Genomic DNA, 26,281 nt, shown 5'->3' on the forward strand with positions numbered 1-26,281 from the left:
AGCTTGATCCTCCGCGCGCCACTGAGCTTGCCCTCCCTCTTCCCTTCCTGCACGTCCAACTTTCCCCGGAAGTTTCCCATCTCACTGAATGTGGTTTCCCTTGGGTAAGATCAGCAATTTAATTGATTCTCTTGCAATTCGAGGGCATCTTACCGTTGGCCGGGCAGACCTCGTTCATGAGGTGGATAATGCCTAAAAAATTTCGATGCCATCGGCTGCGCCGGAGGTCGTCACATCTGCTGCGAAAGATCGCCGTACCGATACCCTTTGGCGCATTGCCACGGTTGCTAAGCGAACAGGTCTCTCCCGCGCAACCATTTACAGGCTGGAAGCGGCGGGCAACTTCCCCCGCCGACAGCAGATCAGCCCAAGGTGCGTCGGATGGTATGGAAGCGATATCGAGGATTTCATCGCAAACCCGATTGCCTTCATTCGATCCGTGGAAAGGCGATCTCCTCGGCGATGACGGCCGGTCCTGCGACTAAATGCAGTTACGCAGTTGCGACGATCCAGTTCGGCAACGGAAGGTAGCTCGACAATATCCACCGGTCCCGCCTTACCACCTCTCATCGCCTGTAATGTATTGACATTGTCGTTACAGATCGATATATTAGAGGCACAAAGGAAAGCATGAAACCATGGCGCAGACGGCACAGCCTCATTCGAACCGACGTTCTCCGGCACCCAAGAATGATGTCATTCAGATTCGAGCCTCTGCAAGCATGAAGGCCATCCTCACCCGTGCCGCGTCTTTGCGCGGCCAGAAGCTCTCCGAATTCATGCTCGACAGCGCGCGCCGGGAGGCAGAGGACGCAATCTTGGACCAGCGCACCTTCTTTCTGGACGCCGAGCAGCATGATCAGTTCCTGGCCATGCTCGACTCTCCGCCTGCGCCGTCAGAACGGCTGAAAAAGCTGATGCAGCGGAAACCGGTGTGGGAAAGCTAACACCCGGCTAGCGATAGCTTCATGGCGAGAATCCGCATCACCGCGCCAGAGCGTCTGGCCGCGCAACATGACGTCAAAAACTTTGCAAATGGCGCGCATGGATCGCTGGACGCCTGGTTGAACGATCGCGCACTCGCAAGCGAAGGCAATTCGGCGCGCACCTATGTGGTGTGTGACGCAGCACAGCCCCAGCGGGTGGTCGGCTATTACACGATCACCACCGCGATGGAGCAGCGCGTGGCCCTGCCGTCAGCAAAGCTGCGGCGCGGCATGCCCGAGCAAGTCCCGCTGCTGCTGATTGCCCGGCTCGCCGTCGATGCGGGGTATCAAGCTATTGGCCTTGGCGCCGACCTGCTGGCCGATGCGCTGCGGCGCTGCGCGGCAGCATCGGAAGTCGTCGGTGCCCGGGCCGTGATCGTTCATGCTATCGATGAAAAGGCAGCCGCGTTCTACGCCCGGCACGGTTTCATAGCTTCGCCATTGGGCGATCTGGTGATGCTGCTGCCTATCGAAACGGTCAGGTCGCTTATGGATGACGAAACGGTCGATTAGTCCAGATTTCCGCAAGACCTATCGAAGATAAATAGTGGCTTATGCTTTTTTTGCGTTGATAACCTAAGACAATATCTGGCTATTTTAATCCATTGGAGAAAATTACAGGTAGTTCGATGAGCAGCGTAGCGCCGCAGGTTATGACGACGGTCAACGCTCCTTATGGGACGAACCTTTCCGCTTATAATCTGGCCGAACTTCTCATCGATCTCGAAAGAGTGAACACCTTTAACGCTATTTCCTTTTCTTTCTTCTCGGAGATTCCTCCTGACATTCAACGCGATTTTCTCAGGGAGATGGGTGTCAGCGCTTTAGCGGTCCGTGCTATGAAGGTGACGGTGTCATCGATCATGCGACCCTAAGCACTCTGATCACGGCCCACTACATGCATCGCAAACCTATTTATCGCGGTTTTTATCGCGGTATTGGTTGAAGAATGGATGCCTATCTGCCAAACTGCAAAAACTCACGGAAACCCGTGGGTTCTGGCTAGGCAATTTTTATCGCTAACCTCCGATCAAATGTTACGAATTCATTGCGAATCTGGATTCTACATTGGAGCTAAGCTGCTGAAGTTATTGGCCAGATTCTAAAATGCGATGATCGGGCTGAAGAAAGACCTGCCGGATCGCGGCGGCAACGACGGTGTTCTGCCCCTTGGGCACGTAGCCCAGCTCGTTCCTCATGAAGTGGACGCGACAGCGCTGCCAGGTGGCGCCGAGCACGCGGGTGATTGCGGCCTTGAGGCCTTCGTGGTCATCAGAGATGACGAGCTTCACGCCCTTGAGCCCGCGGCGCGCCAAGTCCTTGAGGAAGGTCGACCAGAACGGCTCGGCCTCGCTCGGGCCGATATGGAGGCCGACGATCTCGCGCTTGCCCTCGGTATGGACCCGAAAGCAGCGCACGCTCTGCGGCGAGCCTTCTCCGGTCAGGATCCAGGATAGAGTCCGCGCTGGACCGCGAAGAGTCGCGTGATCCCTATGAGTGCGTCCAACATCGGGGTCTCGATACCGAGCTGCTGCGCGATTTCTCGCGGCGCCCCGAGCAGCTGGTCGACCTCCAACGGTCGTCCCGCTTCTACATCCTGAAGCATCGACGTCTTGAAGGCTCCCAGTCGTCGCGTCACCGCCTGGCGATCTTCCCCCCGCTCCATGATGAGACAGCCGATCATGGCGCCGATGGCTTGAGCTTCGGCCATGACGGCGAGAATGAACGACGCTGCCAGCGGATCATCCAAGATCCTGTCGCAGGTCGCACCCGTGACGGCAGAAATCGGATTCATCGTCATGTTGCCCCAGAGCTTGTACCAGATCTCGTATCTGATCCTTGAGCTCCGTTCGACGTCGAAGTCGGCGTCCTCGAAGATGCCGGCGAGCCGGTCGAGGCGCTCCGAATGTCGCCCCCCCGGCTCCCCGAATATCAGGCCATTGCCGGCCTTATGAACGATATGCCCCGGCGCCTTCGACATCGCACTCGCATGGACGACATTGCCGATCACCTGATCATAGGGAAGCGTTTCGGCAATGATGCCGCTCTCGTCCACCGACAGGAGCGGCAAAGAAGGCCGATCGCCGTCGTTCTCCAGGAGAAACCACCAAGGTACGCCGTTCATCATCGGCACGATCGATGTCCAGGGGGTGATCATCGGCAAGATTCGAGGCGCCAATGCCGCCAAGGCCGGCCCCTTCACCGAGATGAGTACGATATCTTGAGGCCCCAGATCCGCCACGCTGTCAGAAGCTGCGACCGATGCGACCAGCGTCTCTCCACCGATATCGAGCTTCCAGCCGTCCGCTCTTATGGCCTCCAGCGTGTCGCCCCGCGCGAGGACGCTGACATCATGTCCGCGTCTTGCGAGACGAACGCCGATCCATCCGCCGATCGCACCGGCCCCGACGATACCTATGCGCATTCTACCTCCATCCGTTCAATAGCCCTTCGCGGTGAGCCCGGAATCGACATCGGCCGCCTTGGCGCCGCGAAGCGCGGCGAGCCGTTCGCTGGATCGCGCCAGCAGGGAGACATCCGTACCCACCGCGATGAACGTGCAACCCGCCTCCACCGCGCGATCGAAACCGACTTCATCCAGCGCCAAGGTTCCGACGGCTTTCCCACTGGCGTGAGCCATATGGATCGCCCGTCGGATCGTCTCGACCATCACGGGATGGTCCGGCTGACCGCGATATCCCAATGCCGCCGACAGATCCGAAGGACCGATGAAAATTCCATCCACGCCGTCCAAAGCCGCTATCGCTTCGAGATTCCCGAGGCCAGCGACGGTCTCGATCTGCACCAGCAGACAGATATCCTCGTCGGCCTCCTCCAGATATCGAGGAAGGCGGTTCCATCGCGCCGCTCGCGACAGTCCGACGCCGATGCCGCGCACACCTTTCGGCGGATAGCGCGTCGCTCGAACCAGATCTGAAGCCTGCAACGCCGTATCGACGAACGGGATGAGGAGGGTCTGGAACCCGATGTCCAGATATTGCTTGATCAAGGCTGTGTCGCCGCACGGCAATCGCGCCACGGGATGAGATGGATAGGGCGCGACGGCTTGCAACTGCGCGACCATGCCAGGAATGTCGTTGGGCGCATGCTCGCCATCGAAGAGAAGCCAATCGAAACCCGCTCCGGCACATATTTCGGCCGTGTAGGGGTTCGCGAGCGCCTGCCAGAGGCCGATCTGCCGCTGCCCTCGCATGATCGCCTTTTTGAAACCGTTTCGTCCCATCTTCATACGAACCGCGCAGCGATCGAACCCAGGGGGCCATAGTCGACATGAAAAGTGTCGCCCCGCGCGATAGGGACAGGAGCCGTGAAAGAGCCGCTCAGAACGATTTCGCCGGGCTCCAGACCGACGTCGAAGGGAGCAAGCTTGTTCGCCAGCCACGCGATGCCCTTCGCCGGATGATTGAGTACCGCGGCCGCGACGCCGGATTCCTCGATGACGCCGTTCTTGTAGATCAGGGCCGATATCCAGCGAAGATCCAGAGCGTCTGTCCGGACCGGCCGACCACCCGTTATGATGGCCGCATTCGCCGCATTGTCCGCGATCGTATCGATCATCGTACGTGTCCTGCCACTTGCGGGGTCGGACCTACGAATACGTGCATCGATCACTTCGAGCGTCGGGATTACCCAGTCGGCCGCCTCCAGGACGTCGATGATGGTCACTTCCGGTCCCTTCAACGGCCGCCCGAGAATGAACGAAAGTTCGACTTCGATGCGCGGCTCGATGAACCGATCAAACGGAAGATCTCCCCCCTCGGGCAGAAGCATGTCGTCCAGCAACGTTCCGTAATCCGGCTCGTCGATATTTCCGGCCCTTTGCATGGCCTTGCTGGTGAGCCCGATCTTGTGTCCGACGGCCCGCCGACCACCGCCGATCTTCTTGGCGACCCAGGCGGTCTGCACCGCATATGCATCTTCGAACGTCATGTGAGGATAGCGCAGGGAGAACAGATCCACCTGACGACGGGAGCGTTCGGCTTCGTCCAGCTCGTTCGCGAGGCGCGAAACAAGATCATTATCGAGCGGCATCAGCTATCTCCGAATCCGCGTTGACGTAGGCCGTCTTGACGGCAGTGTAGAATTCGGCGGCGTAGGTCCCCTGTTCACGCGGCCCGTAGCTGGACTGCTTGCGGCCTCCGAACGGCACGTGATGGTCGACGCCGGCCGTAGCAAGGTTCACCATCACCATGCCGGCTTCCGCCCTCCGCTGAAATTCCTTGGCATGGCGCAGCGAATTCGTCGCGATCCCCGCACACAGGCCGAAGGGAACGTCGTTGGCGATGGCGAGCGCGTCTTCGAAATCGGCCGCCTTAATGATGGAGGCGACCGGGCCGAACACCTCTTCCTGATTGATGCGCATGCCGGACTCACTGCCGGCGAAAAGCGCCGGGGAGAGGAAATATCCGTCCGTTCCCCGTTCCAGCCTTTCTCCGCCCTTCACCAGCGTCGCGCCTTCCCCCTGCGCCACGGCGATATAGTCGAGGTCGATCTCCAATTGTCGCTCGCTGGCTACCGGACCGATGGTCGTCGATGGATCCCTCGCATCTCCTACCCTCTCTCGACCCATGGCCGCGATCAACGCTTCCAGGAAGGCATCATGTATCCCTTCTTCCACGATCAGCCTGGATGATGCCGTGCATCTTTGACCGGTCGAGAAGAAGGCGCCATCGAGCGCGCAGCGGACCGCCAGATCGAGACGCGCGTCATTCAGAACGACGAACGCATTCTTCCCGCCCATCTCGAGCTGGACCCGCGCGCCGTGCGCGCTCGCCTTGGCAAGGATATCACGGCCGACCCGCGCAGACCCCGTGAAGCTGATGGCGGCGATCCCCGGACCGCACAGGGCATCGCCAAGCACGTCGCCACGCCCCATGACCAGATTGAACACGCCCGCAGGAGCACCCGCCCGATGGATGATCTCGGCGAGCATCCAAGCACTGGCGGGCGTCGATTCCGCCGGCTTGAAGACGACCGTGTTCCCATAGGCGAGCGCGGGTGCGATCTTCCACGCCGGTATCGCGAGAGGAAAGTTCCAAGGCGTCACGAGCGCGACGACCCCGATCGGCTCACGCGTGATCTCCACGCCGACGTCCGGTCGAAGCGAAGGCAGCTTCTCACCCCGCATCCGATACACCTCCGCGGCGAAGAAGGAGAATATCTGGCTGGCTCGAACGACTTCCTTTCGGGCATCGGCAAGGGCCTTACCTTCCTCCCGAGCGAGCAGGTCGGCCAGCTCTTCCCGGCGCACGGAGATTTCCCGCGCCACCCTTTCGAGCAGATCGGCTCTCGTTCCGACCGAACTGGTCGACCAGGACCTGAACGCGTACCGTGCCGCAGCCAAAGCGCAGCGCACCTGCTCTTCGTTCGCATGGTCGTAATGACCGACGACATCGGAAAGATCGGAAGGATTGACGTTCGGCGTCGATATGCCTGCCGACCACTCGCCGCCGATGAGGTTGGCGTGCGAATTCATGCGAACACCTTGCCGGGGTTGAGTATCCCCTTCGGATCGAGAGCTTGCTTGACCGAAGCCATGAGTGCCATTTCCACGGGCGACTTCAGCCGTTCGGCTTCGGAGGTGCGCAGGGCTCCCAGGCCGTGCTCGGCCGAGAACGTACCGCCATGGTCGACTGCCAGATCGTGGATCACGGTATTGAGCGCGCTTTGCGATGCCAGGAAGCGACTTTGGCTCGCGCCCGGCCGGGGCGAGAAATTATAGTGGAGATTGCCATCTCCCAGATGCCCGAAAGTGACGGGGATCATGTCCGCCACGAGAGGCCGGATGGCGGCTTGGGCGGCTTCCAGGAATGACGCGATGCTCGAGAGCGGGAGCGCGATGTCGTGCTTGATCGTCTTGCCTGCCGAGCTTTGCGCCTCCGAAATGCTCTCACGAATCCGCCAGATTGCGAGACCCTGTGCTTGTGACGCGGCGATCGTGGCGTCACATATCGTGCCACGTTCGAAAGCATCGGCGAGGAGCGCTTCGAAGACGTCCCGACTCTTCTCGTCCCCGCCGAACGGGGAGAGCTCGACAAGGGTATACCAGGCCGCTGATCCGATGGGATTGCGGCTTCCGGGGATGTGCGCTTCGACCAAATCCATCGCCTGGCTCGAAACCATCTCGAAGGCCGAGAGAGCTTCGCCGAAACGCGCCTTGATGTCGTGGAACAGCTCAAGCGCGGATCGAACGGAGGGCAAGCCGATGAATGCGGTGATGTGCGCCGCCGGTGCTGGAAAGAGCTTGAGCACCGCCCCGGTGATGATCCCGAGCGTCCCTTCGGAGCCGATCATCAGATCCCTCAGATCGTAGCCGCTATTGTCCTTGCGCAACGCCCGCATACCATCCCATATCTTCCCCTCGGCGGTGACGACCTCGATACCGAGACACAGATCGCGGGCGTTGCCGTAGCGCAGTACGCCGGTGCCTCCCGCGTTCGTCGCGAGATTGCCGCCGATGGTGCAGGATCCTTCAGCGCCCAGGCTCAACGGAAAGAAGCGCCTTGCCTCGCGCGCCGCTGCTTGGACCGTCGCCAGGATGCATCCGGCATCCACGCTGATAGTATCGTTCACGGGATCGATACCGCGGATGCGATCGAGCCGCGAAAGCGAAAGCACGAGAGCATTGCCACTCCCATCGGGAGTAGCTCCACCCGACATGCCGGTATTTCCGCCCTGAGGCACGATGGGGACATCATGTTCCGAGCACCAGCCCACCACGGCGGCGACATCCTGTGGTGTGTCCGGCTGGGCGACGCCCAACGCTCGACCGTGCCACATGTCCCGCCAGTCCGTGAGGAAGGGCGCGACGTCGGCCTGCTCGGTCAGCAGTCGGCCCGAGAACCGGGAGGACAGACTCGCGAGCCCGCTCATCTCGCTTCCCTTACGGACGCGCGATAGTTCGCCTTGAGATCGGCTCGAACTCTCTCGTCGAACCCCAGCGCCACCCGTCTTACTTCGGGCGTATCCATAGGCGGATGGCCGATGTCGATCGCTCTGGGAGCAGGACCTTCGACGACCCTGTTGGTGAGGCGACCGATGTTGGTGATCTCGACTTCGATCGTGTCGCCAGGGTCGATGGAGCGTGAATGCGCCGGTGTTCCGGTACAGACGATATCACCGGGAAGAAGCGTGATGTGGCGGGCGATATCGGCGATCATATAGTCGGGACCCCAGATCATCTCCTCCCCGATGTCCGCTTCCTGGACGATGAGACCGTTCCGGTAGGTGCGCAGTGTCTGTTCGCGCGGATCGACGCCCGACACGATACCCGGCCCGATCGGACAGAAGCCGTCCATTCCCTTCACCCGCAGCATCGATCCCTGATCGGTATCGCGGAAATCCTGAGCGCCCATATCGAGAACCGGCGCGAAGCCCGCTATGTGATCCCACGCCTCCTCGGGAAGGATGTTCCGCGTCACCCTGCCGATGATCGCCGCGAACTCGCCTTCATAATTGAGGTAGCGGACGTCCGCCGGCTTGACGAGCGTGCCATTGTGCCCGTTGAGCGACGTGAACGGCTTGGTGAAATAGGTGGGCGTGAGCGTGGGCCTCGGGTCGTTCCGCGTTTCCACACCGCGCGAGGCGTAGCTCAGATGCACGGCGATGATCTTGCTTGGTGCCGTCGCGCAAGGCGGCAGGTGGACGAGCGCGCTTGGGTCGACCACCCGGCCGTCGTCGAGCCGCAGCTCAGATGCCCCTACCATGGTTCCCCAGCATGCGCTGCCTTCTACGAGAACCTTGCGCCGCTCGATACGTGGGCCATCAAGGACGCTCATGCCGCACTTCCCTCGTCCTCTAGGTCGAACCAGATGTGGATGTTGCCCGTCCCCCGAGCGTTCTCATATTCCGACAGAGGCTCGCCCCTTGCACGGCACGCCGCGCCGCCGAGAGCTCCGATCATCTGGAGATAGTGCCCGCCAAAGCCCTCCCAGGGAATGCGCGCGTATTCGGTGGGAAAGCGCTCGAGGATCACGTCATGGCGTCCTTGGCGGAACAGCTCCACGACTTCCAGATCGCTACACCTATTCGCTTCGCTCGAGACGTTGGCAGCATCGAATATCCGCTGGTGACGTTGTACGCTATCGATGTCGTTGAACTTGTGGCTGAGGGCTCCGCTTGCCAGAAGAACGACCCTCGAATCCGATCGGCCGATGGCCTCTCCGACCGCTTGCCCCATCGCGATGAAATGATCGGGCTTGCAGTTCTGGCAGTTGCTCGCGGTGAGTACCCTCTCCTTCGCGTTCAGCAGATTTACGACGTTGATCGTGGCATAGTGGCGCGGCAGATCGGGCGCGTCGATCGCCAGAGCGGGAACGCTCCGCTCCTCCGCAACGCTTTGGATCAGATGCGCGAGATCCGGCGCCCCCCGATAATCATACGCCTGTCCATGCAGATACCATGGCATTTCATCGGAAATATAGTTGCCCGAATAGCCTTCACCGGCATCGAGAAGATGAAAGCCGGTCGTGAACCAATGGGTGTCGAAAATCAGCAGGACGTCGGGCGCGACCTCATCGATCTTTCGCCTCAACCGCCGATAGCCTGCAATAAGATCGGAATCCCGCCCGGCCCCGACCTGCAGCCGAAAATCATCCGATTGCATCAGGCCGGGATGGTGAGAGACGAGAGCCGCTCCTACGATTTGTCCCATGATCTGTTCTCCGCTCGTGCGATCGGTCAACGATGGCTGAAGCTGGGCACGAAGGGCTGCTTGGGCAGGATGACGTCCTTGACGTCACTGAAGAACTCGAAGCTCCAGTCGCCTCCTTCACGCCCGATTCCGCTCTGGCGACAGCCGCCGAAAGGTGCGGCGAGGTCCCGGATGCCGAAGCTGTTGACCCAGATGAAACCGGTACGCACCCTTTCCGCGACGGCACGCGCGCGCTCGGTTTCGCCGAAGCAGACGCCCCCCAACCCATATCTGCTGTCGTTGGCCAGCGCGATCGCCTCGTCATCGTCGCGGAAGCCCTGCATGACGAGAACGGGACCGAATATCTCGGATTGCACGACCTCGGAGCCCTGCTCAACCCCGGTCAGCATGGTCGGTCGGTAATAGAGATCACCGAAGGCGTCGCGCCCTCCACCCCAGAGGACTTCGGCTCCCGCGGCCTTCGCACGATCGACGAAACCCTCGACGCGCTCGATCTGGCGAGGATGGATGATCGGTCCCACCTCGGTCGCCGCATCTCGCGGATCGCCGATTACGAGTTCGGCGACAAGCCGGCTCATCTTATTGATGAACGCCTCGCGCACGGCTTCGTGGACCAGAAAGCGGGTACCCGCGAGACAGACCTGGGTCGCGTTGCGATACATGAGCGCACCGGTCTCTGCGGCTCGATCCAGATCGGCATCGGCCAAGACGATGAACGGAGACTTGCCCCCCAATTCGAGACTGCAGGGAGTGAGGTTCGCACCCGCGGCCTGCGCTACGGTCTTCGCGGTTTCCACCGATCCGGTGAAGGAGATGCGCGCCACACGTGGATCCGCCACGAGGGCAGCCCCTGTCTTCGCACCCGTTCCCTGGACGATATTGAAGACGCCCGGCGGCAGTTCCGCCGCCGAAGCGGCATCGGCAAGCAGCGAACAGGTCAAGGGCGCCCATTCGGGCGGTTTGATGATGACCGTGTCACCGGATGCGAGGGCCGGCCCCGCCTTCCATGTCGACAGCATCAGCGGTGCGTTCCAGGGCGTGATGATCACGCATACCCCCGCCGGATCATGACGGATTAGATGCGTGGCCTGGGCGGTCTCGATGACCTTGTCCTGAAGCCTCAGGGCCGCGTCCGCGAAGAAGGTGATATTGAGCATCGCTCGGGGCACGATGCCGTGCCGCATGCGCGAGAGAAGCACACCCGCATCGTTGGATTCGGCAAGGCAGAGCAGATCCGCACGCTTGCCGATTTCCTCGGCGAAACGAACGAGATAGGGAAGTCGTCCCTCGGCGCCGAGGGCGGCCCAAGCGGGAAAGGCTCGCGACGCCGCTTCGACCGCCAGTTCCACCTCGGCCGCCCCACCGAGCGCCACGTCACCCAAGACCCTCCCGTCGATGGGTGAAAATATCTCGAACCGCTCGTCGGCGTCGATGCGTCGTCCGTCGATATAATGTAGGGCGGAGATTTGTTCGCCGCCGATGAGAACCGCTTCCGTCATGCCGTTCCTCCTGTCCGAGGAGGAACTACCCTCGGGCTTTATCTACTAGAAGCGAAATATCCGATAGTCTTTTTGAATTTTTCTGTATAATCTAAGCCCATGTCCCCGCATTTCACGCCCCGGCAGATCGACGCGTTCGTCGCTGCAGCCGAGCTCTCCAACTTCACATTGACGGCGCGTCGCCTGGGGTTGACTCCATCGGCGGTCAGCAATCTCATCAACGATCTGGAGGGATCGTTCGGTTTCACTCTCTTCGAACGGACGACCCGCAAGGTCTCTCTGACGGCGGAGGGCCGAGAATTCCTGCCTTCCGCGCTGGCAGTGCAACAGCAGATCAGCCGAGCCTCCTTCGCCGCTGCAGACATCGGAAATCGCGCCATCGACGTCGTGCGCGTCGCCGCTCCGATGGCCATCGCCGCTCTGATATTGCCGCCCCTCATAGCCGCCTATCGCCGCGGCAAGCCGAAGACGCTCGTGCGGATTCTCGATACCGGCGTCGAATGGCTGGCCGACCGGGTTCAGATCGGGGAGGCGGATCTCGCCCTCGGCCCGGACCGCGCCGTATCGGTCGACATCGCCAAAGCGGATATCTTTCCGACGTACTGGGTTCTCTGGTGTCATCCCCAGCATCCACTCGCAGCGAAAGGCGACGAGATAGAGTGGCGAGAATTGTGCGATGCCGACGTGTATGCCGCTGGGCGTGATCATGAGCACAGCATCGGCGCCTATCTGCCGGCTGGATCCGACGCCGTCCAGGTTCGTCCCGTTCAGATCGTGGAGAACCTCTCGACTGCACTCGGGATCGCAGCAGCCGGCCTCGGCGTCACCTTCTCACCGGACTATGTCACCCCTTTCGCCCAGGCGCTCGGCCTCGTGAAACGGCCACTCATTTCCCCGCGAGTAGTTCGATACATGACCCTCTATCAGCCGGCAGACAGACCCTTATCGTCCGCTGCCGGTCACTTCAGTGCCTATCTCGCGGTCGAACTCGGCGCGACGAACGGAGAATAGCACGAAACCCGAAAAGCTCGCCATGATCGCGATCGAGGCCTGAAGCGGAGTGGAAACGCCTCACCTGGGGGAACGCAGCTCGATCATGAAGCCGTGCGCGTTGCCCGGTTCGACGACGAGCGATCAGATCGGCAGGATCGTGCCTCCCGGAGAAGAGCCCTGAACGGAACCAAGACCGCGAAGCGAGGCACAAAGAAAAGGGGGAAACCAGAGGTTTCCCCGCCCAGTTTGCGCACCACAGCCAGGGCAGGCTGGTGCCTCGGTGGGTCCGTCACATCTTGAAGCGCAGCCCGATCGTATAATAGCGGCCGATCGCGTCGTCGCCGTTCACGGCCGGATTGCCCGTACCCGGCGTCCCGACGCGGGTGGTCGACGGCGCGATACGTGGGTCGCGATCGAACAGGTTGTTCACGTTCAGGAACAATTCGAGCGACTTGTTCCCGACATCGATCGCCTTGCTGAGACCCAGATCGGCATAGAAAGCCGATGAGAGATCCCCGTCCGCGAAGATCAGGTTCGGATTCTCGCTCCGCGTCTGTGCGCTATAATAGCGCAGTTGCAGATTGGCATTGAACCCGTCGACCGTGTAGCCGAGGAAACCGGTCACGCGATGCTTCGATAGACCTGGAGCCCCCGCGAGATTGAGCAGGGTCGAGGTGGGAAAAGCGCGCGTCTTGAGCACCGGCTGATAGGTGTAGAATGCCCGCAGATCGACCTTCCCTGCACCGAGATCGAAATTGTAGCTGCTCTCGAGATCGATGCCGCGGGTGAAGGTCTCGGCCACGTTGAGGTTGCTGTTGAGGACCATCGTTGGAAAGTTCGCCGCGGACGTGTCGCTGAACGGCAAGGGACGCACGATCGCCGCGCAGACGGGCGAGGCACCGTTCGATTGCTCGCAGTCCTGAAGGATCGAGGCGTCGGCGCCATTGATCGTCCCGATCGCGTTGTTGATCCGGATACTGAAATAATCGACCGACAGAGAGAAACGCGGAAGCCATGCCGGGGTGTAGAGGAAGCCGACCGTGTAGGTGCGAGCGACTTCGGGCACCAAATCGACGTTCCCGCTCTTCTGCACGTCCACGATGCCCGACACACCGGTATGAGGATCGTAGATGTTGGCGAAACTCAGCGCACGACCCGCGAACAAGTCCGAAAGCGTGGGTGCGCGGATATCTTGGGAAACGGCCCCTCGAAAGCGCAACTGATCGAACGGCTGCCAAATGGCCCCGACCTTCCAGGTCGTGGCGTCTCCGGATGTCTTGTAGTGGGTCTGGCGCAGCGCGCCGTTGATGGCGAGCCGCTGCGCGAAGGGAACATCCTCGAGCAGTGGCACCAACACTTCGCCTCCGACTTCCCAGACGTCGTTGCGCCCCGACATGGCGGACTCGGTCGGGTAGGCCCACATCAGCGTGGGAGGCGTTGCGAGCCGGATGCCGGTGAAGTCGGGGACCGTGAGCGAACTGGAATCCGTCGTCTGGACCAAGCTCTCTTCACGATATTCGAAGTTCAGCGATACGGAGACCGGCCCGGCCCAGGTCGAGAATGGAGAACCGTTGATGCTCGCTCCGAAGTCGTGCATCTTGTTGCGCGCGGACCAGGAGGTGTCTTCGTAGATGAAGTCCTTGGCCGCTTGGCTCTGGTTTCCGACACCGAACATGTTGATCGGCGCACATCCCGGATAGAGGCCGGGATTCGTGATGGAGACACGGCAGACGATCGCACCCTGATTGTCGCGGACGGCATCGAGCGCAGCATAGAAATTCGGGTAGTTGATATTGTTGTGCGTGACGGAATCTACGTCTGCCTGACCGTAGGTGTAATAAGCGTCCCAACGAAAATCACCCAGCACGGTTCCGGTGAGCCCGACGGTATAGCGTTGCGAGCGCGTGCTTTGATCGAGCGTGGAATCGGCCGACAGATCGTTGTTGAGGCGCCCCAATCCGAAGAAGGGTGTGTTCGTGGCGGTGAGCAGCGCTTGGGCGTCTGCGGGAAGGAAGGGATTGCCGCTGTATATCCGGTAATTATTGGGCCTCTCGTTGGAATTGTGCATTCCGTTGGTCTTGGACTCCGCCCAACTGGCCTGAGCATAGAAGCGCACGGAGTCGCTGAGTTCGTAATCGAAGCGCCCGAAGAACTGATTGGTTTCGATGGGTGGGACGAGATTGACCCCCTGATAATAGGAGCCATCGCCGCCTATCGCGAGATTGGGCGTCGAAGTCGGCACCCCGGCATTGAAGGACGCGAGCGTGCCGCTTCCCACGAACTGACGACCGGTGAAGGGGCCACTACGCGCCAGACCGCCGTCCGACACATTGGAGATCCGGCCATTGTTCACCAGCACGAAAGGCTGCGAACTCGTCCCGAGGCCGGCATAGGTCGGCGCGGTGGCGCTCCAATCCCGATCCGCGGTCGAGGCGATCCCCTTGTTCTCGTAGCGCTCGGCGCTGAACAGGAAGTGTCCCCGATCGCCGATGTCGAAACCGCCGGCGACGCCCGCTCGCCAGGAAGCGGCGTCGCCGGCTTCGGCGATACCGCTCTGGATTTGGGCCTTGAGTCCCTTGAAATCACGATCGAGGATGAAGTTCACCACACCCGTGACGGCATCCGAGCCGTAGACCGCCGAGGCGCCGCCGGTCACCACTTCGACGCGTTCGACCAGCATCTGCGGGATCGTGTTGGCGTCGACCTGTCCATTCAATGCAGTCGCCGGAACCCTACGACCGTCCTGTAGCACCAGCGTGCGGATGGCACCGAAGGAACGCAGATTGATGAAGTTGCCCGAGAATATGTTGGAACGTCCGCTGCCGGCACCGTTCCCGGCACCGACGTTGTTCGTCGAGCCCGCGAATTGCGGCATCTTGTTGAGCGCCTCGGGAATGCTCGAAGGCGTCAATTGGAGCTGCTGAGTTCCTGCCACGGTGAGGGGCGTGGGCGCATCTCGGCCGTCTCTGATGGCGCGCGACCCGGTGACGATGATGTCTGCGGGGTTCGCAGTGGCCGCTTCCTCGGCTTTCCCACCGGCGTCGGTTTCGACGGCCTGTTGCGCCAGCGCCGTCGGCGAGAGCGCCAGCAGGCACACACCCGCGTTTAGAGCCACGAACAACTTCATATTCCCCTCCAGCAGTCTTCAGATTCGAAACGATGGGCTGCAGTCCATTCCGGCCTCCTTTTCGAAATGCCTGGACATGCTGCGCCGTGCTTTGTTTCAAATGAAACTAATAAGCAAATAATTTCTGTATTTTTGATATTATGTCGAAGTTTGTCGGTTCTTATCTTCATTTATAGAATATACATCTTTGAACACAAAGATAACAATTAATATTTATTGGCAGAAATCTTGACTATTACATCTCGAAAGGAGAAATATCCGCTCATAGACCGAGCGGTGCAAGATCAATTCCGGGGGTATGGTGCGCCTCTTCACACCACGGCGACTTCGACCGCCGCAGTGAAGTGATCGGTTTCCGACGCACGGACACTGCGGATACCCGGCCGACGGCTGCAAGGAGAGTTCATGGACATGAAGGCTGACGACAACCCCGCAGATATCCTGCTTCGCTTCACCGCAGCGGTCGATCGGCGCGACCACGAGGCAGCGGCGGCCTGTTTTGCGGAGAACGGATCTTTCCGTCCAGGGGAAACACTCATAGAAGGCGTGTCGCAGATCGAGGCCTTCTATGAGCGGCGTCTTGCCGATCCGCGGCGAAGGACCAGCCATATCTGGGCCAACATACTCATCGACAGGGTCGACGAAGACCATGTCGCAGTCAGCGCGACACTCTCGAACTATGCGTTGGAACCGCAGATCTCCGAAACGGAGGTCCAGCTTCGCATCGGTCGGGTCACGTGTGAGCTCGTGCGCGACGCGCGGGGTACCTGGCTCTTCGCCGAGCAATCCTACGAAAAGACCTTCGCTCTCGTACTTCCCCTCAGTGCGGCCGGGCCGCGATAGGAATCGAACATGCCATCAATGACCCTCGAAACCGCCGCGACGATCGTGGATGGAGCTCTCGCTCATGCCTCGACGCTCGGCCTCAATCCTCTGACCGTGGCCGTACTCGATGCAGGCGGTCATCTCGTCGCGTTCAAGCGCCAGGACCGGTCCGGCATATTGCGTCCCGAAATCGCCATGGGCAAGGCTTGGGGCACCCTCGGTATGGGCCTGGGAGGTAGATCCCTCGCTCAGCGGAGCGAAATCGCACCGGCCTTCTACACGGCTCTCGTCGGCGCATCTGCAGGCCGGGTCATCCCCGTGCCCGGAGGCGTACTCATCCGCGATGCGTCCGGCGACATCATCGGCGCCGTCGGAATCAGCGGCGACATGCCCGACAAGGACGAAGCATGTGCTGTCCAAGGGATCAGCATGGCCGGTTTCGACGCGGACGTCGGCGGTAGCCACTAACCCGGAGAAGACAGTTGAAGCTCGCTCAATTCCATGATGGCACCCAATGGCGTCCCGGCGCGGTGGAGGGTGACGAGATCATCGACCTGCTCTCGGGCGATGCCGGGGTCCCCGCTTCCGTCACCCGGATCGTCGCGGGCGGCGAACAGGCTCTCGCCTTGGCGAGACGTGCAGCGGCATCGGGCATCCGCCGACCGCTTTCGTCCGTGCAATTCGGTCCACCCATCACACCGCGCAAGTTCCTCGGTCTCGGCCTTTGCTATCGATCACACGCTCGCGAGATGGAACGTAGGGGGCAGGTCATCCCCAAGCATCAGGTCTGGTTCAATAAACAGGTCACCGCTCTGAACGGTCCCTATGATCCGATCCATCTGCCGCGCGTGTCCTCGCATCTCGACTATGAAGGCGAGCTCGCCATCGTGATCGGGCGCAAGGTCAGACATCTCAAGGCGCAAGACGCATCGTCCGCGATCGCCGGCTACATGATCTGTAACGACGTGTCGGTGCGGGACTGGCAGCAGCGATCTCCCACCGCGACGCTCGGCAAGTCGTTCGATACTCACGGCCCGGTGGGACCATGGTTGACCACGGCGGACGAAATTCCTGATCCGGGCAACCTCGCGGTGCGGACCTGGGTGGACGGCGAACTTCGACAGGATGGCAATACGCAGGAGATGATCTGGACCTTCGGGCAGATGCTGGAGGAACTCACCTCGGTCTTTACTCTGGAGCCTGGCGACATCTTGTCCACGGGCACGCCGGCCGGTGTCGGCCAAGGCTTCGATCCTCCGCGCTTCCTCACGGTCGGACAAGTGGTACGCGTCGAGATCGAGGGTCTGGGCTATATCGAGAACAGCGTTGTGGCAGAGCCGTGATGTCCGGCGGCCGCCCCACCCGCATTCTGGGGCAGGCCGCCGCATGCGTTCCTGGCTCGCCTCGTCGAGCGCGACACGAAGGCCGTGGTCTGATCGATCTACGTTCGCGGCAACTCTTCGCTCCACTGCCGGCCCGTCCTGGCAGCACCATCGACCAGTGACCGGATCAGTGGGGGATGGCGAGGATATGGGCGGACCGATCGAGGAAAGGTGTCCCGCCTCGAGCGAGCGGCGGGCTCGCGTAAAGAGGACAGCTTCGCGAAGCATGACGAGCGTTGCGGGGCGGGGTGAATAGGTACCGAGATCATGGATATGTGCGTTGGAGACGGGCAGACCGCCCTGGAAGCCGCGGCTGACGAGCTTCGACAGAATCTGGCCTGGGGACAGACGGACGTCCTACGACGCGTGTTCGAATTCCTCTTTCAGCGTTCGCTCGAAGGCCGAACCGCACGCGAAGTGGAGATCGCGCAGGAGGTATTCGGGAAGTTCGAGGGCTATGATGCCACGACCGACGCGTCGGTTCGCGTTCATGTCCACCGGCTTCGGCGCAAGCTCGACGAACATTATGCCGGTCGTCCGGGCGCACGCATCGTCATTCCCCGCGGTGCCTACCGGATCGTGTTGGGAGAACCGATCGCGATCTCACCCGAGGTTCCACGAGCCATCGTCGCGCCGACCGGATCGCGCGCGCGCAGGATCGGATTGATCGCGGGCTTGTCCCTCCTGCTCGTCGCCGGTGGATACTGGGCCGCGCATCTCAAATATAGCGCGGGACCGCCTGCAGCCTCGACGGGCCTTTGGTCTCCCTTGATGAAGGACGATCGCTTGAAGCTGGTCGTCACAGGAGACTATTACATCTTCGGCGAAGCGGCGCCGGGCGGCAGCGTGACCAAGCTGGTCCGCTCCTTCACCATCAATTCTCGTAAGGATCTGGATCAGGCGATCATGGAGCGACCCGAGCGGAACGGCAACTATCTCGATCTCGATCTCCACTATCTTCCCACCAGCATCGCGCCCGCCCTTCAGCGAATATCGCCGCTGCTGGAGGCGGCAGCGGCTCGATCCCCTACCCGACCCAGGGTTATCTCCATGTCGCAGCTACCCACGGATGCCATCCGCAATCCGGATATCGTCTATGTCGGCTTCCTCAGCGGCCTCGGCGAATTGCGCGATAGCGTATTCGATCTGTCGGGATTTTCGATCGGCTCGAGTTTCGATGAATTGGTCGACCGGAAATCCGGACTTCACTACATGTCCGATTGGGAGAATGTCGTGGCGGACCGAACGCCGCGCCTCGACTATGCCTATATCGCCGCCCTGCCCGGCCCTACCGGCAACCGGATCATCGTGATCGCAGGTACGAGGGATGCGGCAGTGATGCAGGCGGCCGAGATCGCCTCGGATCCCCATCAACTCGCCGCCATCCCTGATGACGTGTCCAAGGCGAATTCCTTCGAGGCGCTCTTCGCCGTCAAGACGCTGGGCAACCAGAATCTGTCGAGCCGGCTCGTCTTGGCAAGGCGAACGAAGAGCACCACGCTTTGATGCTCCTTCTCCTATAACTTGTATTTGAAGCCGACCCTGACGGTACGCGGTTCGACCACTCGGCTCAGTCGACCATCGGTCGGAGCAGCATCGAAACCGGGTATGTAGGATTCGTAATAATAAGCGATATCCTTGTCCCGGCTGTTCAAGATGTTGAGGATTTCGCCGTAGATCTCGAGCCGGCCCGGCTTGAACCCCGCACGCGCGTTGACCACGTCGCTGCCCTTGTCACGCACGCTGTCGTCCTCGAGCAGTGGATAGGGGCCCAGATGCCGCCATCGCAACGACCCTTCCCAGCGCCCACGCACGACCGAGGCTCCCAGCTGCCCGGCATTCTCGAAAGCGTTCGGGATGTAATCGCCATTGTCGTAGCGCGAATGGCTGGCCGTGAAATTCCCGTCGATAGCGAGCCAGGAGAACGGTCGCCAGAATGCTACGAACTCATAACCATGTCGGCGGCTGGCGCCCGTCGGTTCTACGGCGTTCGAGTCACCCACGAACCTGAGTTCGCTGCCGACGTCCAGCCACCAATAGGTAGCCGTCATGTTGAGCTTACCGAGCTGAAGGCGGGCCCCGAGCTCCTTGCCGGTGCCTGCGACCAGGAGAGGAACGGGCGTCTGCGTCACCGCTCCACGCGCATCGTTGGAGTGGAACCCCCTCCCCCAATTGGCATAGAGTTCGAACCGGCTCGATATCTCGTAAGCGGCACCCAATTTGGGGGAAACCAGCGCCTTGTGCCCGCTGCCTTCCCCCAACGCCGCAGCCTGTATGTCCTGAGCCGACACGTCGAACGCATAATAGTCGCCCCTCAGGCCCGCCGTCAGTCGCAATGCCGTCAAGGGCTTCCAACTCGTCTCGGCATAGGCAGAGGCCGATGCCTCGCGTACCGAATAGGTCCCGAGGCTCGCGATGATGATGCCCTGATCGCTGTTCGCGACACCGACATTCCCTATATCGTCGTAGCGATCCTCGGTTCCCAAGCGGAGCGTCAATCGATCGGAGAGCGCGTGTTCCCAATCGGCCTTGACGCCGAAGATCCAGCGTTTGTCGAACTGCGTGATCTGTGCGCTGCTGCCATCCGCATTGGCGTAGGTCGGGTTGGAAGACATCTTCCAGTCGTAGAATTGTGCGTAGACGTTGCCACGAAAACTCGGCGCCGCGAGCTGCGCGTTGGCTATGAAACGCGTCGTCTCCCCCCTGGCACTCGGGTCGGGGGAACAGAAGACGTCGGCGCATTGTGCCGACCCGACGATGCGCTCGGGAATCTGTTCGGTGGGTCTCCATGAACCGCGATAGCCCTGAAGACTGAGATCGAGCTGCTTGTCTCCGAGAGGAAGGGCATATTTCGCGAAGCCGGCATAGTGTCGCAGATGCTCGGCCTCCTCCCAGGGCCCGTCATATCGCTTGACCTGACCGATGAGCGTCAGATCGCCCGGACCGACCCCCTCGATCGTGCCCCCGCCGGCGATCTTACGTCCTCCAAAGGAACCCCATTCGACCGCGACCCACGGACGATCGAACCCCTCGATCGTTCGCATGTAGCTCGCGCCCGCAAGAGCGAAGTCGCCCCCGTCGGCGCGATACGGCCCCTTACGATAGTCCTCCCGCTCTATGATCTCGGGGATGAGACCATTGAGATCGAGATAGCCCTGGCCATGCCCGTGCGTTCTCAGGTTCATCTGCACACCATCGATATAGGTCGTGAAATCCGATCCATGGTCGAGATTAAAGCCCCGGAGGAAATATTGGTTGGCCTTGCCGCTGCCGGAATGTTGGGCGGCGACCATGCCTGGGACCGCTTCGAGCAGCTCGGCAGTGCGCAACAACGGACGGACGAGTAGATCGGCGCCCGAAACGGTTCCTTCGCTCGCGGCATGAGCCACGCCGATCTTCGCCTCCGCCCGCCCGAACACGACTATCTCATTCTCTCCATTCACATCCGCTTCGTTCGGGACGGGGTCGGCGGAGACGGCGGTCTGCGCCAACACGCCGGGTGTAACAGCACAACCGGTGAGAAGAAGCGCATAACGGTAGAGAGACGGTGCAACGGGCATGAGGTCGATCCTTTCAGCCATCGTGCATCCTCATTTCTCGAGAGCTGCAGCAAGCAACGAACAGTTCCGTATTCGTTACGGAACGTTATCACGCCTCCGTTACCATGTGGCCGATCTAGCAGGCGAGGCCCCGATCTCTAGACGTGTCGTCATCGTCACCGACCGGACCGCTCTGCAGTTTCATGGGTTTCGTGAATGCCGAGCCCCCGCGATAGCGACTTGGACGAGACCGTTCTATCGAGGTCGTCGCGCAGGAATATCCTGCACATCGGGCGATGGGCTTGCTCTACCCCTTCTCTACACCGGGAGTTTTGCTCCCCGAGGCGCGTCACACGAACCCGATCCACCTGCCGGCGAATACCACCGCGACCCAGAAGCAGAGAGACAAACTCGCGGCGACCCGGGCCATGATGGGGGTCGGAATATTGTTGTTCCAATCATGCACCGAACGGAAACTCGTGACGTGAAAGATCGCCATGTTGATACCCGCAAGCAAGAGAAGCACGATCTTGATGCGGAAGGGGATGTTCTCGAAATAGCGGGATGCCGACGAAACGAACATCAGCACTCCGGTGATCACCGCGACTACGAAGGCGCTCCAGGTCCACGGCAGGACTTCGTCGGAAAGCTGCAGGACACCCATGTTCCGGGATGAAACACCCAGAAGTCGCAGATCGAGCATCGCGATCGAACCTACGACGAGCACCAGGGCGAGAACATGCAGGGTCTCGATGGTCGGAAACATCCAGGACGATTCCGCGATCGCGAGCGCCACGCTTGTATTCTCGAGCCAGGTGAAAAAACCAAGAAAATCCATCACTCGTCTCCCGCCTCAGACCGCATTGCCGCCCGCGTAGGCGATCCAGCGCCCACAGGTCACGATCGCCACCCAAGCGACCAACGAAAGGCCGCCGCAAAGTCGTATGAGGTTACGCTTGTCCGGCGCCAGGTCCCGGAAGCGATGGTCCTCGAGCAGATTGCGGACCGGCAGGGTCACTGCGACGGCGAACACGAGCAGACCCATCTTCGTCCAGAAGATCCAATTCAGCAGTTCACGGGCAGGCTCGCTCAGAATCATGGCAATTCCTGTTAGGAACAGAACGACCAGTGCTCCCCATATCCAAGGAAAGAAGCGTTGCGCCAGCCCATGCAGGGAATGTTCACGGCCGATGAATCCGACGAGCCTGAGATCGAGCATTCCGATGGACGCCATCACGATCGCGATCGCCAATATGTGAATGCTTTGGACGACCGGCACCACCCATGCGGTGTTCGCGATGAATTGCGAAGCGTCCGTGGAGGATAACCAATCACTTATGGCTTGCATGGTCATTCTATTTCCTCTGCCTAGTTTTTTCGTTTCGGACCGTTCGCGGAGGCATCGATTGACGCGCGGCGAGATCGGGCCGCCGACATCGCTCGTGCGACCGTAGGATCGGATCGGGACCAAGTGTCCTGGCCGATCGCTCCGCCAGGGAGATTTTGGTTCAAACCGAGGCCGGACGGCTCGTGCCGAGAACGAAACGGCCCATGGCGAACACCCCAATGGCGGCAAGCAACGAGACCCCGCCGGCGACGACGAAGAGATTCGCGGCCGACATGCCTGCGCCGATCAGCAGACCACCCAGCACGGGTCCCATGATGGCGCCGATACGCCCGGTTCCCATCAACCATCCGATGCCCGTCGCCCGAATGGCAGTCTCGTAGAAGCTCGCCCCCAGAGCGACGACGCACATTTGAGCGCCGATGCTCAATGCCCCCGCGATGAAGCAAGTGAGCAGGAGCAACCCGGTCGAGTGCGCGCTCGCACCGATGACCGCGATCGCGAAGGCGCCGAGCAGGTAGCCCCACCCGATCGGACGTGTCGGCCCCATTCGATCGGCTAGACGGCCGATGACGAGGCACCCCAGAATGGCACCGAGATTGAGAGCCGCCACGCCCAACACCGCACCTTCCATTCCGACCCCGGCCTGGCGCGCGAGAAGCGGCAACCAATTGACCAGGAAGTAGGCGAGCATCAGGCTGAGGAGAAAAGTGACGGTCAGGATCGACGTGCCGACCAGTTTGCTTTCAGAGAAGAGAAGGAAGATCGGTGCCCGATTGGACTCGGCGCCATCGCCGAATTCTTCCGCCTGAAGAAAGTTCATGCGTCGTTTCACGCGGTCCGCCGCGGCATGGTCCTCCTTGAAGAGCAGAAACCGCATGGATTCCGGCACAAGCAGAGTGACCAGCGGCAGAAGCAGAAGCGGCACCACTCCTCCGATGTAGAAGAGGATCGGCCACCCGAAGGTCGGGATCAGCTGCGCGGCGACTATACCGCCGATGACCGCGCCGAGCGGAAAGCCGCAGAACATCAGCGAAACGATCGTCGCACGGCGGCGCGGCGGCGCATATTCGGACGTCACCGCGATGACGCCCGGCAGCGCGCCTCCGAGACCGAGGCCCGTCACGAAGCGTATCACGAACAGATCCGTCAACGACGTCGCGAACGGCGTCAGAAGCGTCACTGCTCCGAACAGAAGGATCGCAACGATCAGGCTCGGCTTGCGGCCGAAGCGATCGGCCGCCATGCCGAACCCGAGCGCCCCGAAGAGCGCCCCGAAGAGCCCGGCGGCGAACACGCTGCCGAACCGAGCCGCCTCTATCTCCCACGCAGTGGCAATTTCGGGAGCCGCGAGCGCGATCGCCTGTGTATCGAATCCATCAATCAACGCCACCATCGCACAAAGGAGGAAAGTGGTGATCTGATGGGGAGTGAGCGAGATCTCGGGTGTCAGGCCGGCCGCCGGCACGCCCTCGGTTGTGCTTATCATTTTCGGTCCATTCCCGTAATCCGTTGTCCGGCCGACATTCGTCATCGACCACTGTAGGACAGCGATCCGTCCTGATTGCGTCGCCACTGCTTGAAATAGTCCCATTCGAGTTGGGCGCTGCGCGGATCCTGACCGTGAGACATGTCGGTCACCCAGACGAATTTAAACAGATTGAGGGGCTTGGGATCCGCGCTCATGTAGGCGCTGATCTGGAAGCGTCCATCCTTGTAGCGCTTATCGATCCCCTCCTTCACGAGTTTCGCGCCCGGAACGAGGACTTCGTACGGCACCGTGTTCGGGCTGTTGAACGTCACGATCCGATCGGCGGTCTTGATGTTGTTGTATGCCTTCATCTCGTCGATAGCTCCGCGAAGCACCCCTTGGGCCGGAATCTTCGCGTCGGTCGATCCGCCGGAGTCGACATCGCCGTAGAGAAGGATCATCGGAAGACGCACGTCTCCCTTGGACTTGAGCTCCGCCACGCGATCAACGACCGGTTTCGCCATCGGCCCAATACCGTTGTTGGGCGAAACGGCCGCGAAAATCTGTGGATGGGTCGTGCCCATCATGTAGCTCATGCCACTGCCGAGCGAGAAGCCCTGCATGTACACGCGGCTGCGGTCTATGCCGTAGTTCGCGGCGAGATCGTCGATGACACCGGTGATGAACTTGGCGTCGGATCCGTCCGGGTTATCGAACTGCCAACGGTTCTGCTGACCGTTCACATAGACGGTGATGAAGCCCTCCTTCTCTCCGACCTCGTGCATACGAATCTGACTCGCATACATCCACGCCGGGAAGAAGGCGCCATGCGCCGCGACGACCAATGGAAGCGACTGCCCCTTGGTGTAGTTGCTGGGAGTCTTCACATAGTAGCCGTATGTCTTCCCATCGACCTGGAGCGTTCGAGCGTCGAACGTCGAGCGAACCTCCGCCTCTGTCATGAGACGTCCCAGGTCCCCATTGGGCGAGGAAGTCCATCGAGCGATATGGGCGAAGAAGTCGCTCCATATGACGCTAGATAGCTTCGCGTCGTATTTGGTATTGAAATCGAGGCTCGTCATACGAACCTGCTCGTGGGGATTGACCGCATTGCGGAAGATCTTAGCAGGTATCCCTCCGACCTCGCGGTCTTCCGCGGAGGAAGCGACAGCGTTGCTCCGCTTCCAATAGTCGGCGACCTTGACCTCTGCCGGAGAAGCCTCGCCCGTCGTCAAGAGCCACGCCGCGACGGGCACCTCTTTCTTGAGCTGCTTCCAGACCGGCAGCGCATTCTTGTCGGCGCGCATATATTGGAAATATGCCTGTGCCGGATCATCGCCCTTGCGATAGGCCGCATCGAAGGGGGCACCATCGAGCGTCGCGATCGCCGCGAAGACGCCAGGATTGTTGATGACGAATTCCTGAGCGACGGTAGCGCCAGCCCCCACTCCCGTTACATAGTGGAACGGTACCCACGTCTGCGCCCGAGGCGCGCGCGCGCCTCCGCGTCCACCGCCGCCTTCGCCTTCGCCCGCCGCGGCGCGCGCGCCTGGCGCTGCCGGGCCATCCGCACCTGGCCGGCCTCCGGCTTGGGGATCGGGCCGATTACCGCCGCCGCCAGCGCCTTCTCGTCCCGGTCGTGCGCCACCACCGACGAACAAGTGCCCGATCGCGTGGTCGTAGACCGCCTTCACATAGGCATCCTCGCCGCCGCTATTGGAAGCCCACCGTCGACCCTCGGGCTGCAGGAAGACGACGACGAAATTCTGCTCGTCCGCAAGCTTGAGCCACCCTGAGTCCCGCGCGAATGCTTCGGCCGGCTGATCGTCGTCGGCAAGCACGTAGACGACATAGTTGAAACCATCGGCTCGGTAATTCGCCGGCACATGATAGAGATAGGCTCGGTCGCGCCCCTTGACGCTGACCATGTTGCGCAGAAGCGGTGCAGCTTCTGCCGCCAGTGCTTGAGGCGAAGCGATCAGTCCGAGCGGTATCGCCAGAGTAGCCCCTAAAACCATGGCGAGGGTCATGCGGGCGGCCGAGATGCCGATTGCCCGCCTGGTCTTCTGGAACGACGAAATATGCACCCGATCCTCCTCTATAATTCTTCTGTCACTAGCGCCGATCGTCATGGACGATGGCAGGCGGGGTTCTGACCGTCGGGATCGGCCGAACAGAAATATTTGTTCGACCGCGTCGTGCCGATCCATTTGATTACCCCCTTGGCCTTTTCGACCTGGGACACCGACACGCTCTCCCAGGCGAGGTTGCCGATGGCGAGGCTCGTCGCGCGTTGAAGCGTCTCGGTCTGATCGGGCGTGTGCGGTTTGAAGAACATGCGCCGGTCGCTCGTCACTTGAGCGTTCAACGCTTGTTGGAACAGAAGCAGTGCAGCCAGGCAGGCACCGCCATATGAAAGCTTGGACATAAGACCTCCTGA

Annotated in this window: 24 protein-coding genes and 1 pseudogene; 9 read left to right on the top strand and 16 right to left on the bottom strand. The window is 61.0% G+C overall.

All coding sequences use genetic code 11. The features are described 5' to 3' along the window. Positions 1 to 205: 205 nt before the first annotated feature. The 4 genes from AC58EF_RS08340 to AC58EF_RS08355 all read left to right on the top strand — a co-directional run bounded on the left by AC58EF_RS08340 (position 206) and on the right by AC58EF_RS08355 (position 1,861). Complete coding sequence (locus AC58EF_RS08340; protein ID WP_497275550.1) at positions 206 to 466, top strand: helix-turn-helix transcriptional regulator; 261 nt, start codon at positions 206 to 208, stop codon at positions 464 to 466. A gap of 172 nt (positions 467 to 638) precedes the next feature. Beyond that, positions 639 to 947: a type II toxin-antitoxin system TacA family antitoxin gene (locus AC58EF_RS08345; RefSeq protein ID WP_497275551.1), complete on the top strand. Its 309-nt coding sequence runs from the start codon at positions 639 to 641 to the stop codon at positions 945 to 947. Positions 948 to 968: 21 nt separating this feature from the next. Next, a complete protein-coding gene (locus AC58EF_RS08350; RefSeq protein ID WP_497275553.1) occupies positions 969 to 1,499 on the top strand; it encodes a GNAT family N-acetyltransferase in 531 nt (176 codons plus the stop codon). A 116-nt stretch (positions 1,500 to 1,615) separates the two neighbouring features. Next, the gene (locus tag AC58EF_RS08355) at positions 1,616 to 1,861 is read left to right on the top strand and encodes a hypothetical protein (RefSeq protein WP_497275555.1); all 246 of its coding nucleotides are present in this window, start codon (positions 1,616 to 1,618) and stop codon (positions 1,859 to 1,861) included. Between the two features lie 237 nt (positions 1,862 to 2,098). Here AC58EF_RS08355 and AC58EF_RS08360 read toward each other — a convergent pair. The 9 genes and pseudogenes from AC58EF_RS08360 to AC58EF_RS08400 all read right to left on the bottom strand — a co-directional run. Further along, positions 2,099 to 2,389: pseudogene (locus AC58EF_RS08360) on the bottom strand (transposase); the annotation flags it as partial. A gap of 38 nt (positions 2,390 to 2,427) precedes the next feature. Continuing rightward, complete coding sequence (locus AC58EF_RS08365) at positions 2,428 to 3,411, bottom strand: 2-dehydropantoate 2-reductase (protein WP_497275556.1); 984 nt, start codon at positions 3,409 to 3,411, stop codon at positions 2,428 to 2,430. 15 nt (positions 3,412 to 3,426) lie between these two features. Beyond that, positions 3,427 to 4,236, bottom strand: coding sequence for an aldolase/citrate lyase family protein (locus AC58EF_RS08370; protein ID WP_497275558.1), 810 nt, complete (start codon positions 4,234 to 4,236; stop codon positions 3,427 to 3,429). Beyond that, the gene (hpaH, locus tag AC58EF_RS08375; RefSeq protein WP_497275559.1) at positions 4,233 to 5,039 is read right to left on the bottom strand and encodes a 2-oxo-hept-4-ene-1,7-dioate hydratase; all 807 of its coding nucleotides are present in this window, start codon (positions 5,037 to 5,039) and stop codon (positions 4,233 to 4,235) included. The genes AC58EF_RS08370 and hpaH overlap by 4 nt, the downstream gene beginning before the upstream one ends. Beyond that, entirely contained in the window at positions 5,026 to 6,483 is a 1,458-nt protein-coding gene (locus AC58EF_RS08380) for an aldehyde dehydrogenase family protein (RefSeq protein ID WP_497275560.1), read from the bottom strand. The genes hpaH and AC58EF_RS08380 overlap by 14 nt, the downstream gene beginning before the upstream one ends. After that, positions 6,480 to 7,880 carry an FAD-binding oxidoreductase gene (locus AC58EF_RS08385; RefSeq protein WP_497275562.1) on the bottom strand — a complete coding sequence of 467 codons (1,401 nt, stop codon included), beginning with the start codon at positions 7,878 to 7,880 and terminating at the stop codon, positions 6,480 to 6,482. The genes AC58EF_RS08380 and AC58EF_RS08385 overlap by 4 nt, the downstream gene beginning before the upstream one ends. Beyond that, positions 7,877 to 8,785, bottom strand: a complete 909-nt coding sequence (locus AC58EF_RS08390; RefSeq protein ID WP_497275564.1) for a fumarylacetoacetate hydrolase family protein — start codon at positions 8,783 to 8,785, stop codon at positions 7,877 to 7,879. The genes AC58EF_RS08385 and AC58EF_RS08390 overlap by 4 nt, the downstream gene beginning before the upstream one ends. Beyond that, entirely contained in the window at positions 8,782 to 9,660 is an 879-nt protein-coding gene (locus AC58EF_RS08395; protein WP_497275565.1) for a DODA-type extradiol aromatic ring-opening family dioxygenase, read from the bottom strand. Before AC58EF_RS08395 ends, AC58EF_RS08390 begins: the two co-directional genes overlap by 4 nt. Positions 9,661 to 9,686: 26 nt before the next feature. After that, positions 9,687 to 11,159 (bottom strand): aldehyde dehydrogenase family protein, encoded by a 1,473-nt coding sequence (locus AC58EF_RS08400; RefSeq protein WP_497275567.1) that lies wholly within the window; start codon positions 11,157 to 11,159, stop codon positions 9,687 to 9,689. 99 nt (positions 11,160 to 11,258) lie between these two features. Here AC58EF_RS08400 and AC58EF_RS08405 point away from each other — a divergent pair, with 99 nt between their 5' ends. Next, positions 11,259 to 12,170 (top strand): LysR family transcriptional regulator, encoded by a 912-nt coding sequence (locus AC58EF_RS08405; protein WP_497275569.1) that lies wholly within the window; start codon positions 11,259 to 11,261, stop codon positions 12,168 to 12,170. 271 nt (positions 12,171 to 12,441) lie between these two features. On the opposite strand, the gene AC58EF_RS08410 is transcribed toward AC58EF_RS08405, so the two are convergent. After that, a complete protein-coding gene (locus tag AC58EF_RS08410; protein WP_497275570.1) occupies positions 12,442 to 15,279 on the bottom strand; it encodes a TonB-dependent receptor domain-containing protein in 2,838 nt (945 codons plus the stop codon). 405 nt (positions 15,280 to 15,684) lie between these two features. On the opposite strand from AC58EF_RS08410, the gene AC58EF_RS08415 reads away from it, so the two are divergent. From AC58EF_RS08415 to AC58EF_RS08430, 4 genes are all read left to right on the top strand, one after another. After that, a complete protein-coding gene (locus AC58EF_RS08415; protein WP_497275571.1) occupies positions 15,685 to 16,122 on the top strand; it encodes a nuclear transport factor 2 family protein in 438 nt (145 codons plus the stop codon). 9 nt (positions 16,123 to 16,131) lie between these two features. After that, the gene (locus AC58EF_RS08420; protein WP_497275572.1) at positions 16,132 to 16,572 is read left to right on the top strand and encodes a GlcG/HbpS family heme-binding protein; all 441 of its coding nucleotides are present in this window, start codon (positions 16,132 to 16,134) and stop codon (positions 16,570 to 16,572) included. A 14-nt stretch (positions 16,573 to 16,586) separates the two neighbouring features. After that, entirely contained in the window at positions 16,587 to 17,447 is an 861-nt protein-coding gene (locus tag AC58EF_RS08425) for a fumarylacetoacetate hydrolase family protein (protein ID WP_497275574.1), read from the top strand. A gap of 306 nt (positions 17,448 to 17,753) precedes the next feature. Further along, positions 17,754 to 18,992, top strand: coding sequence for a helix-turn-helix domain-containing protein (locus AC58EF_RS08430; protein WP_497275575.1), 1,239 nt, complete (start codon positions 17,754 to 17,756; stop codon positions 18,990 to 18,992). Between the two features lie 11 nt (positions 18,993 to 19,003). Here the strand turns inward: AC58EF_RS08430 and AC58EF_RS08435 are convergent, their stop codons facing one another. The 6 genes from AC58EF_RS08435 to AC58EF_RS08460 all read right to left on the bottom strand — a co-directional run bounded on the left by AC58EF_RS08435 (position 19,004) and on the right by AC58EF_RS08460 (position 26,269). Beyond that, positions 19,004 to 21,067 carry a TonB-dependent receptor gene (locus tag AC58EF_RS08435; RefSeq protein WP_497275576.1) on the bottom strand — a complete coding sequence of 688 codons (2,064 nt, stop codon included), beginning with the start codon at positions 21,065 to 21,067 and terminating at the stop codon, positions 19,004 to 19,006. A 307-nt stretch (positions 21,068 to 21,374) separates the two neighbouring features. Continuing rightward, a complete protein-coding gene (locus AC58EF_RS08440) occupies positions 21,375 to 21,863 on the bottom strand; it encodes a DUF6644 family protein (RefSeq protein ID WP_497275578.1) in 489 nt (162 codons plus the stop codon). A 15-nt stretch (positions 21,864 to 21,878) separates the two neighbouring features. After that, positions 21,879 to 22,379, bottom strand: a complete 501-nt coding sequence (locus AC58EF_RS08445) for a DUF6644 family protein (RefSeq protein WP_497275580.1) — start codon at positions 22,377 to 22,379, stop codon at positions 21,879 to 21,881. Positions 22,380 to 22,533: 154 nt separating this feature from the next. Beyond that, entirely contained in the window at positions 22,534 to 23,859 is a 1,326-nt protein-coding gene (locus AC58EF_RS08450) for an MFS transporter (RefSeq protein ID WP_497275581.1), read from the bottom strand. A gap of 41 nt (positions 23,860 to 23,900) precedes the next feature. Beyond that, positions 23,901 to 25,928 carry a PHB depolymerase family esterase gene (locus AC58EF_RS08455; protein WP_497275582.1) on the bottom strand — a complete coding sequence of 676 codons (2,028 nt, stop codon included), beginning with the start codon at positions 25,926 to 25,928 and terminating at the stop codon, positions 23,901 to 23,903. 41 nt (positions 25,929 to 25,969) lie between these two features. Continuing rightward, entirely contained in the window at positions 25,970 to 26,269 is a 300-nt protein-coding gene (locus AC58EF_RS08460; protein ID WP_497275584.1) for a hypothetical protein, read from the bottom strand. Between the last annotated feature and the right edge of the window lie 12 nt (positions 26,270 to 26,281).

It is taken from the genome of Sphingobium sp. WR1 (genome assembly GCF_059693745.1).

What these genes read in the sequence shown, in the direction of transcription:
- AC58EF_RS08400 (WP_497275567.1), bottom strand. Translation starts at nt 11,159, where the DNA reads ATGACGGAAGCGGTTCTCATCGGCGGCGAACAAATCTCCGCCCTACAT.
- AC58EF_RS08380 (WP_497275560.1), bottom strand. Translation starts at nt 6,483, where the DNA reads ATGAATTCGCACGCCAACCTCATCGGCGGCGAGTGGTCGGCAGGCATA.
- AC58EF_RS08415 (WP_497275571.1), top strand. Translation starts at nt 15,685, where the DNA reads ATGGACATGAAGGCTGACGACAACCCCGCAGATATCCTGCTTCGCTTC.
- AC58EF_RS08345 (WP_497275551.1), top strand. Translation starts at nt 639, where the DNA reads ATGGCGCAGACGGCACAGCCTCATTCGAACCGACGTTCTCCGGCACCC.
- AC58EF_RS08365 (WP_497275556.1), bottom strand. Translation starts at nt 3,411, where the DNA reads ATGCGCATAGGTATCGTCGGGGCCGGTGCGATCGGCGGATGGATCGGC.
- AC58EF_RS08435 (WP_497275576.1), bottom strand. Translation starts at nt 21,067, where the DNA reads ATGGCTGAAAGGATCGACCTCATGCCCGTTGCACCGTCTCTCTACCGT.
- AC58EF_RS08390 (WP_497275564.1), bottom strand. Translation starts at nt 8,785, where the DNA reads ATGAGCGTCCTTGATGGCCCACGTATCGAGCGGCGCAAGGTTCTCGTA.
- AC58EF_RS08340 (WP_497275550.1), top strand. Translation starts at nt 206, where the DNA reads ATGCCATCGGCTGCGCCGGAGGTCGTCACATCTGCTGCGAAAGATCGC.
- AC58EF_RS08410 (WP_497275570.1), bottom strand. Translation starts at nt 15,279, where the DNA reads ATGAAGTTGTTCGTGGCTCTAAACGCGGGTGTGTGCCTGCTGGCGCTC.
- AC58EF_RS08350 (WP_497275553.1), top strand. Translation starts at nt 969, where the DNA reads ATGGCGAGAATCCGCATCACCGCGCCAGAGCGTCTGGCCGCGCAACAT.
- AC58EF_RS08420 (WP_497275572.1), top strand. Translation starts at nt 16,132, where the DNA reads ATGCCATCAATGACCCTCGAAACCGCCGCGACGATCGTGGATGGAGCT.
- AC58EF_RS08430 (WP_497275575.1), top strand. Translation starts at nt 17,754, where the DNA reads ATGGATATGTGCGTTGGAGACGGGCAGACCGCCCTGGAAGCCGCGGCT.
- AC58EF_RS08395 (WP_497275565.1), bottom strand. Translation starts at nt 9,660, where the DNA reads ATGGGACAAATCGTAGGAGCGGCTCTCGTCTCTCACCATCCCGGCCTG.
- AC58EF_RS08445 (WP_497275580.1), bottom strand. Translation starts at nt 22,379, where the DNA reads ATGACCATGCAAGCCATAAGTGATTGGTTATCCTCCACGGACGCTTCG.
- AC58EF_RS08460 (WP_497275584.1), bottom strand. Translation starts at nt 26,269, where the DNA reads ATGTCCAAGCTTTCATATGGCGGTGCCTGCCTGGCTGCACTGCTTCTG.
- AC58EF_RS08370 (WP_497275558.1), bottom strand. Translation starts at nt 4,236, where the DNA reads ATGAAGATGGGACGAAACGGTTTCAAAAAGGCGATCATGCGAGGGCAG.
- AC58EF_RS08450 (WP_497275581.1), bottom strand. Translation starts at nt 23,859, where the DNA reads ATGATAAGCACAACCGAGGGCGTGCCGGCGGCCGGCCTGACACCCGAG.
- AC58EF_RS08385 (WP_497275562.1), bottom strand. Translation starts at nt 7,880, where the DNA reads ATGAGCGGGCTCGCGAGTCTGTCCTCCCGGTTCTCGGGCCGACTGCTG.
- AC58EF_RS08355 (WP_497275555.1), top strand. Translation starts at nt 1,616, where the DNA reads ATGAGCAGCGTAGCGCCGCAGGTTATGACGACGGTCAACGCTCCTTAT.
- AC58EF_RS08405 (WP_497275569.1), top strand. Translation starts at nt 11,259, where the DNA reads ATGTCCCCGCATTTCACGCCCCGGCAGATCGACGCGTTCGTCGCTGCA.
- hpaH (WP_497275559.1), bottom strand. Translation starts at nt 5,039, where the DNA reads ATGCCGCTCGATAATGATCTTGTTTCGCGCCTCGCGAACGAGCTGGAC.
- AC58EF_RS08440 (WP_497275578.1), bottom strand. Translation starts at nt 21,863, where the DNA reads ATGGATTTTCTTGGTTTTTTCACCTGGCTCGAGAATACAAGCGTGGCG.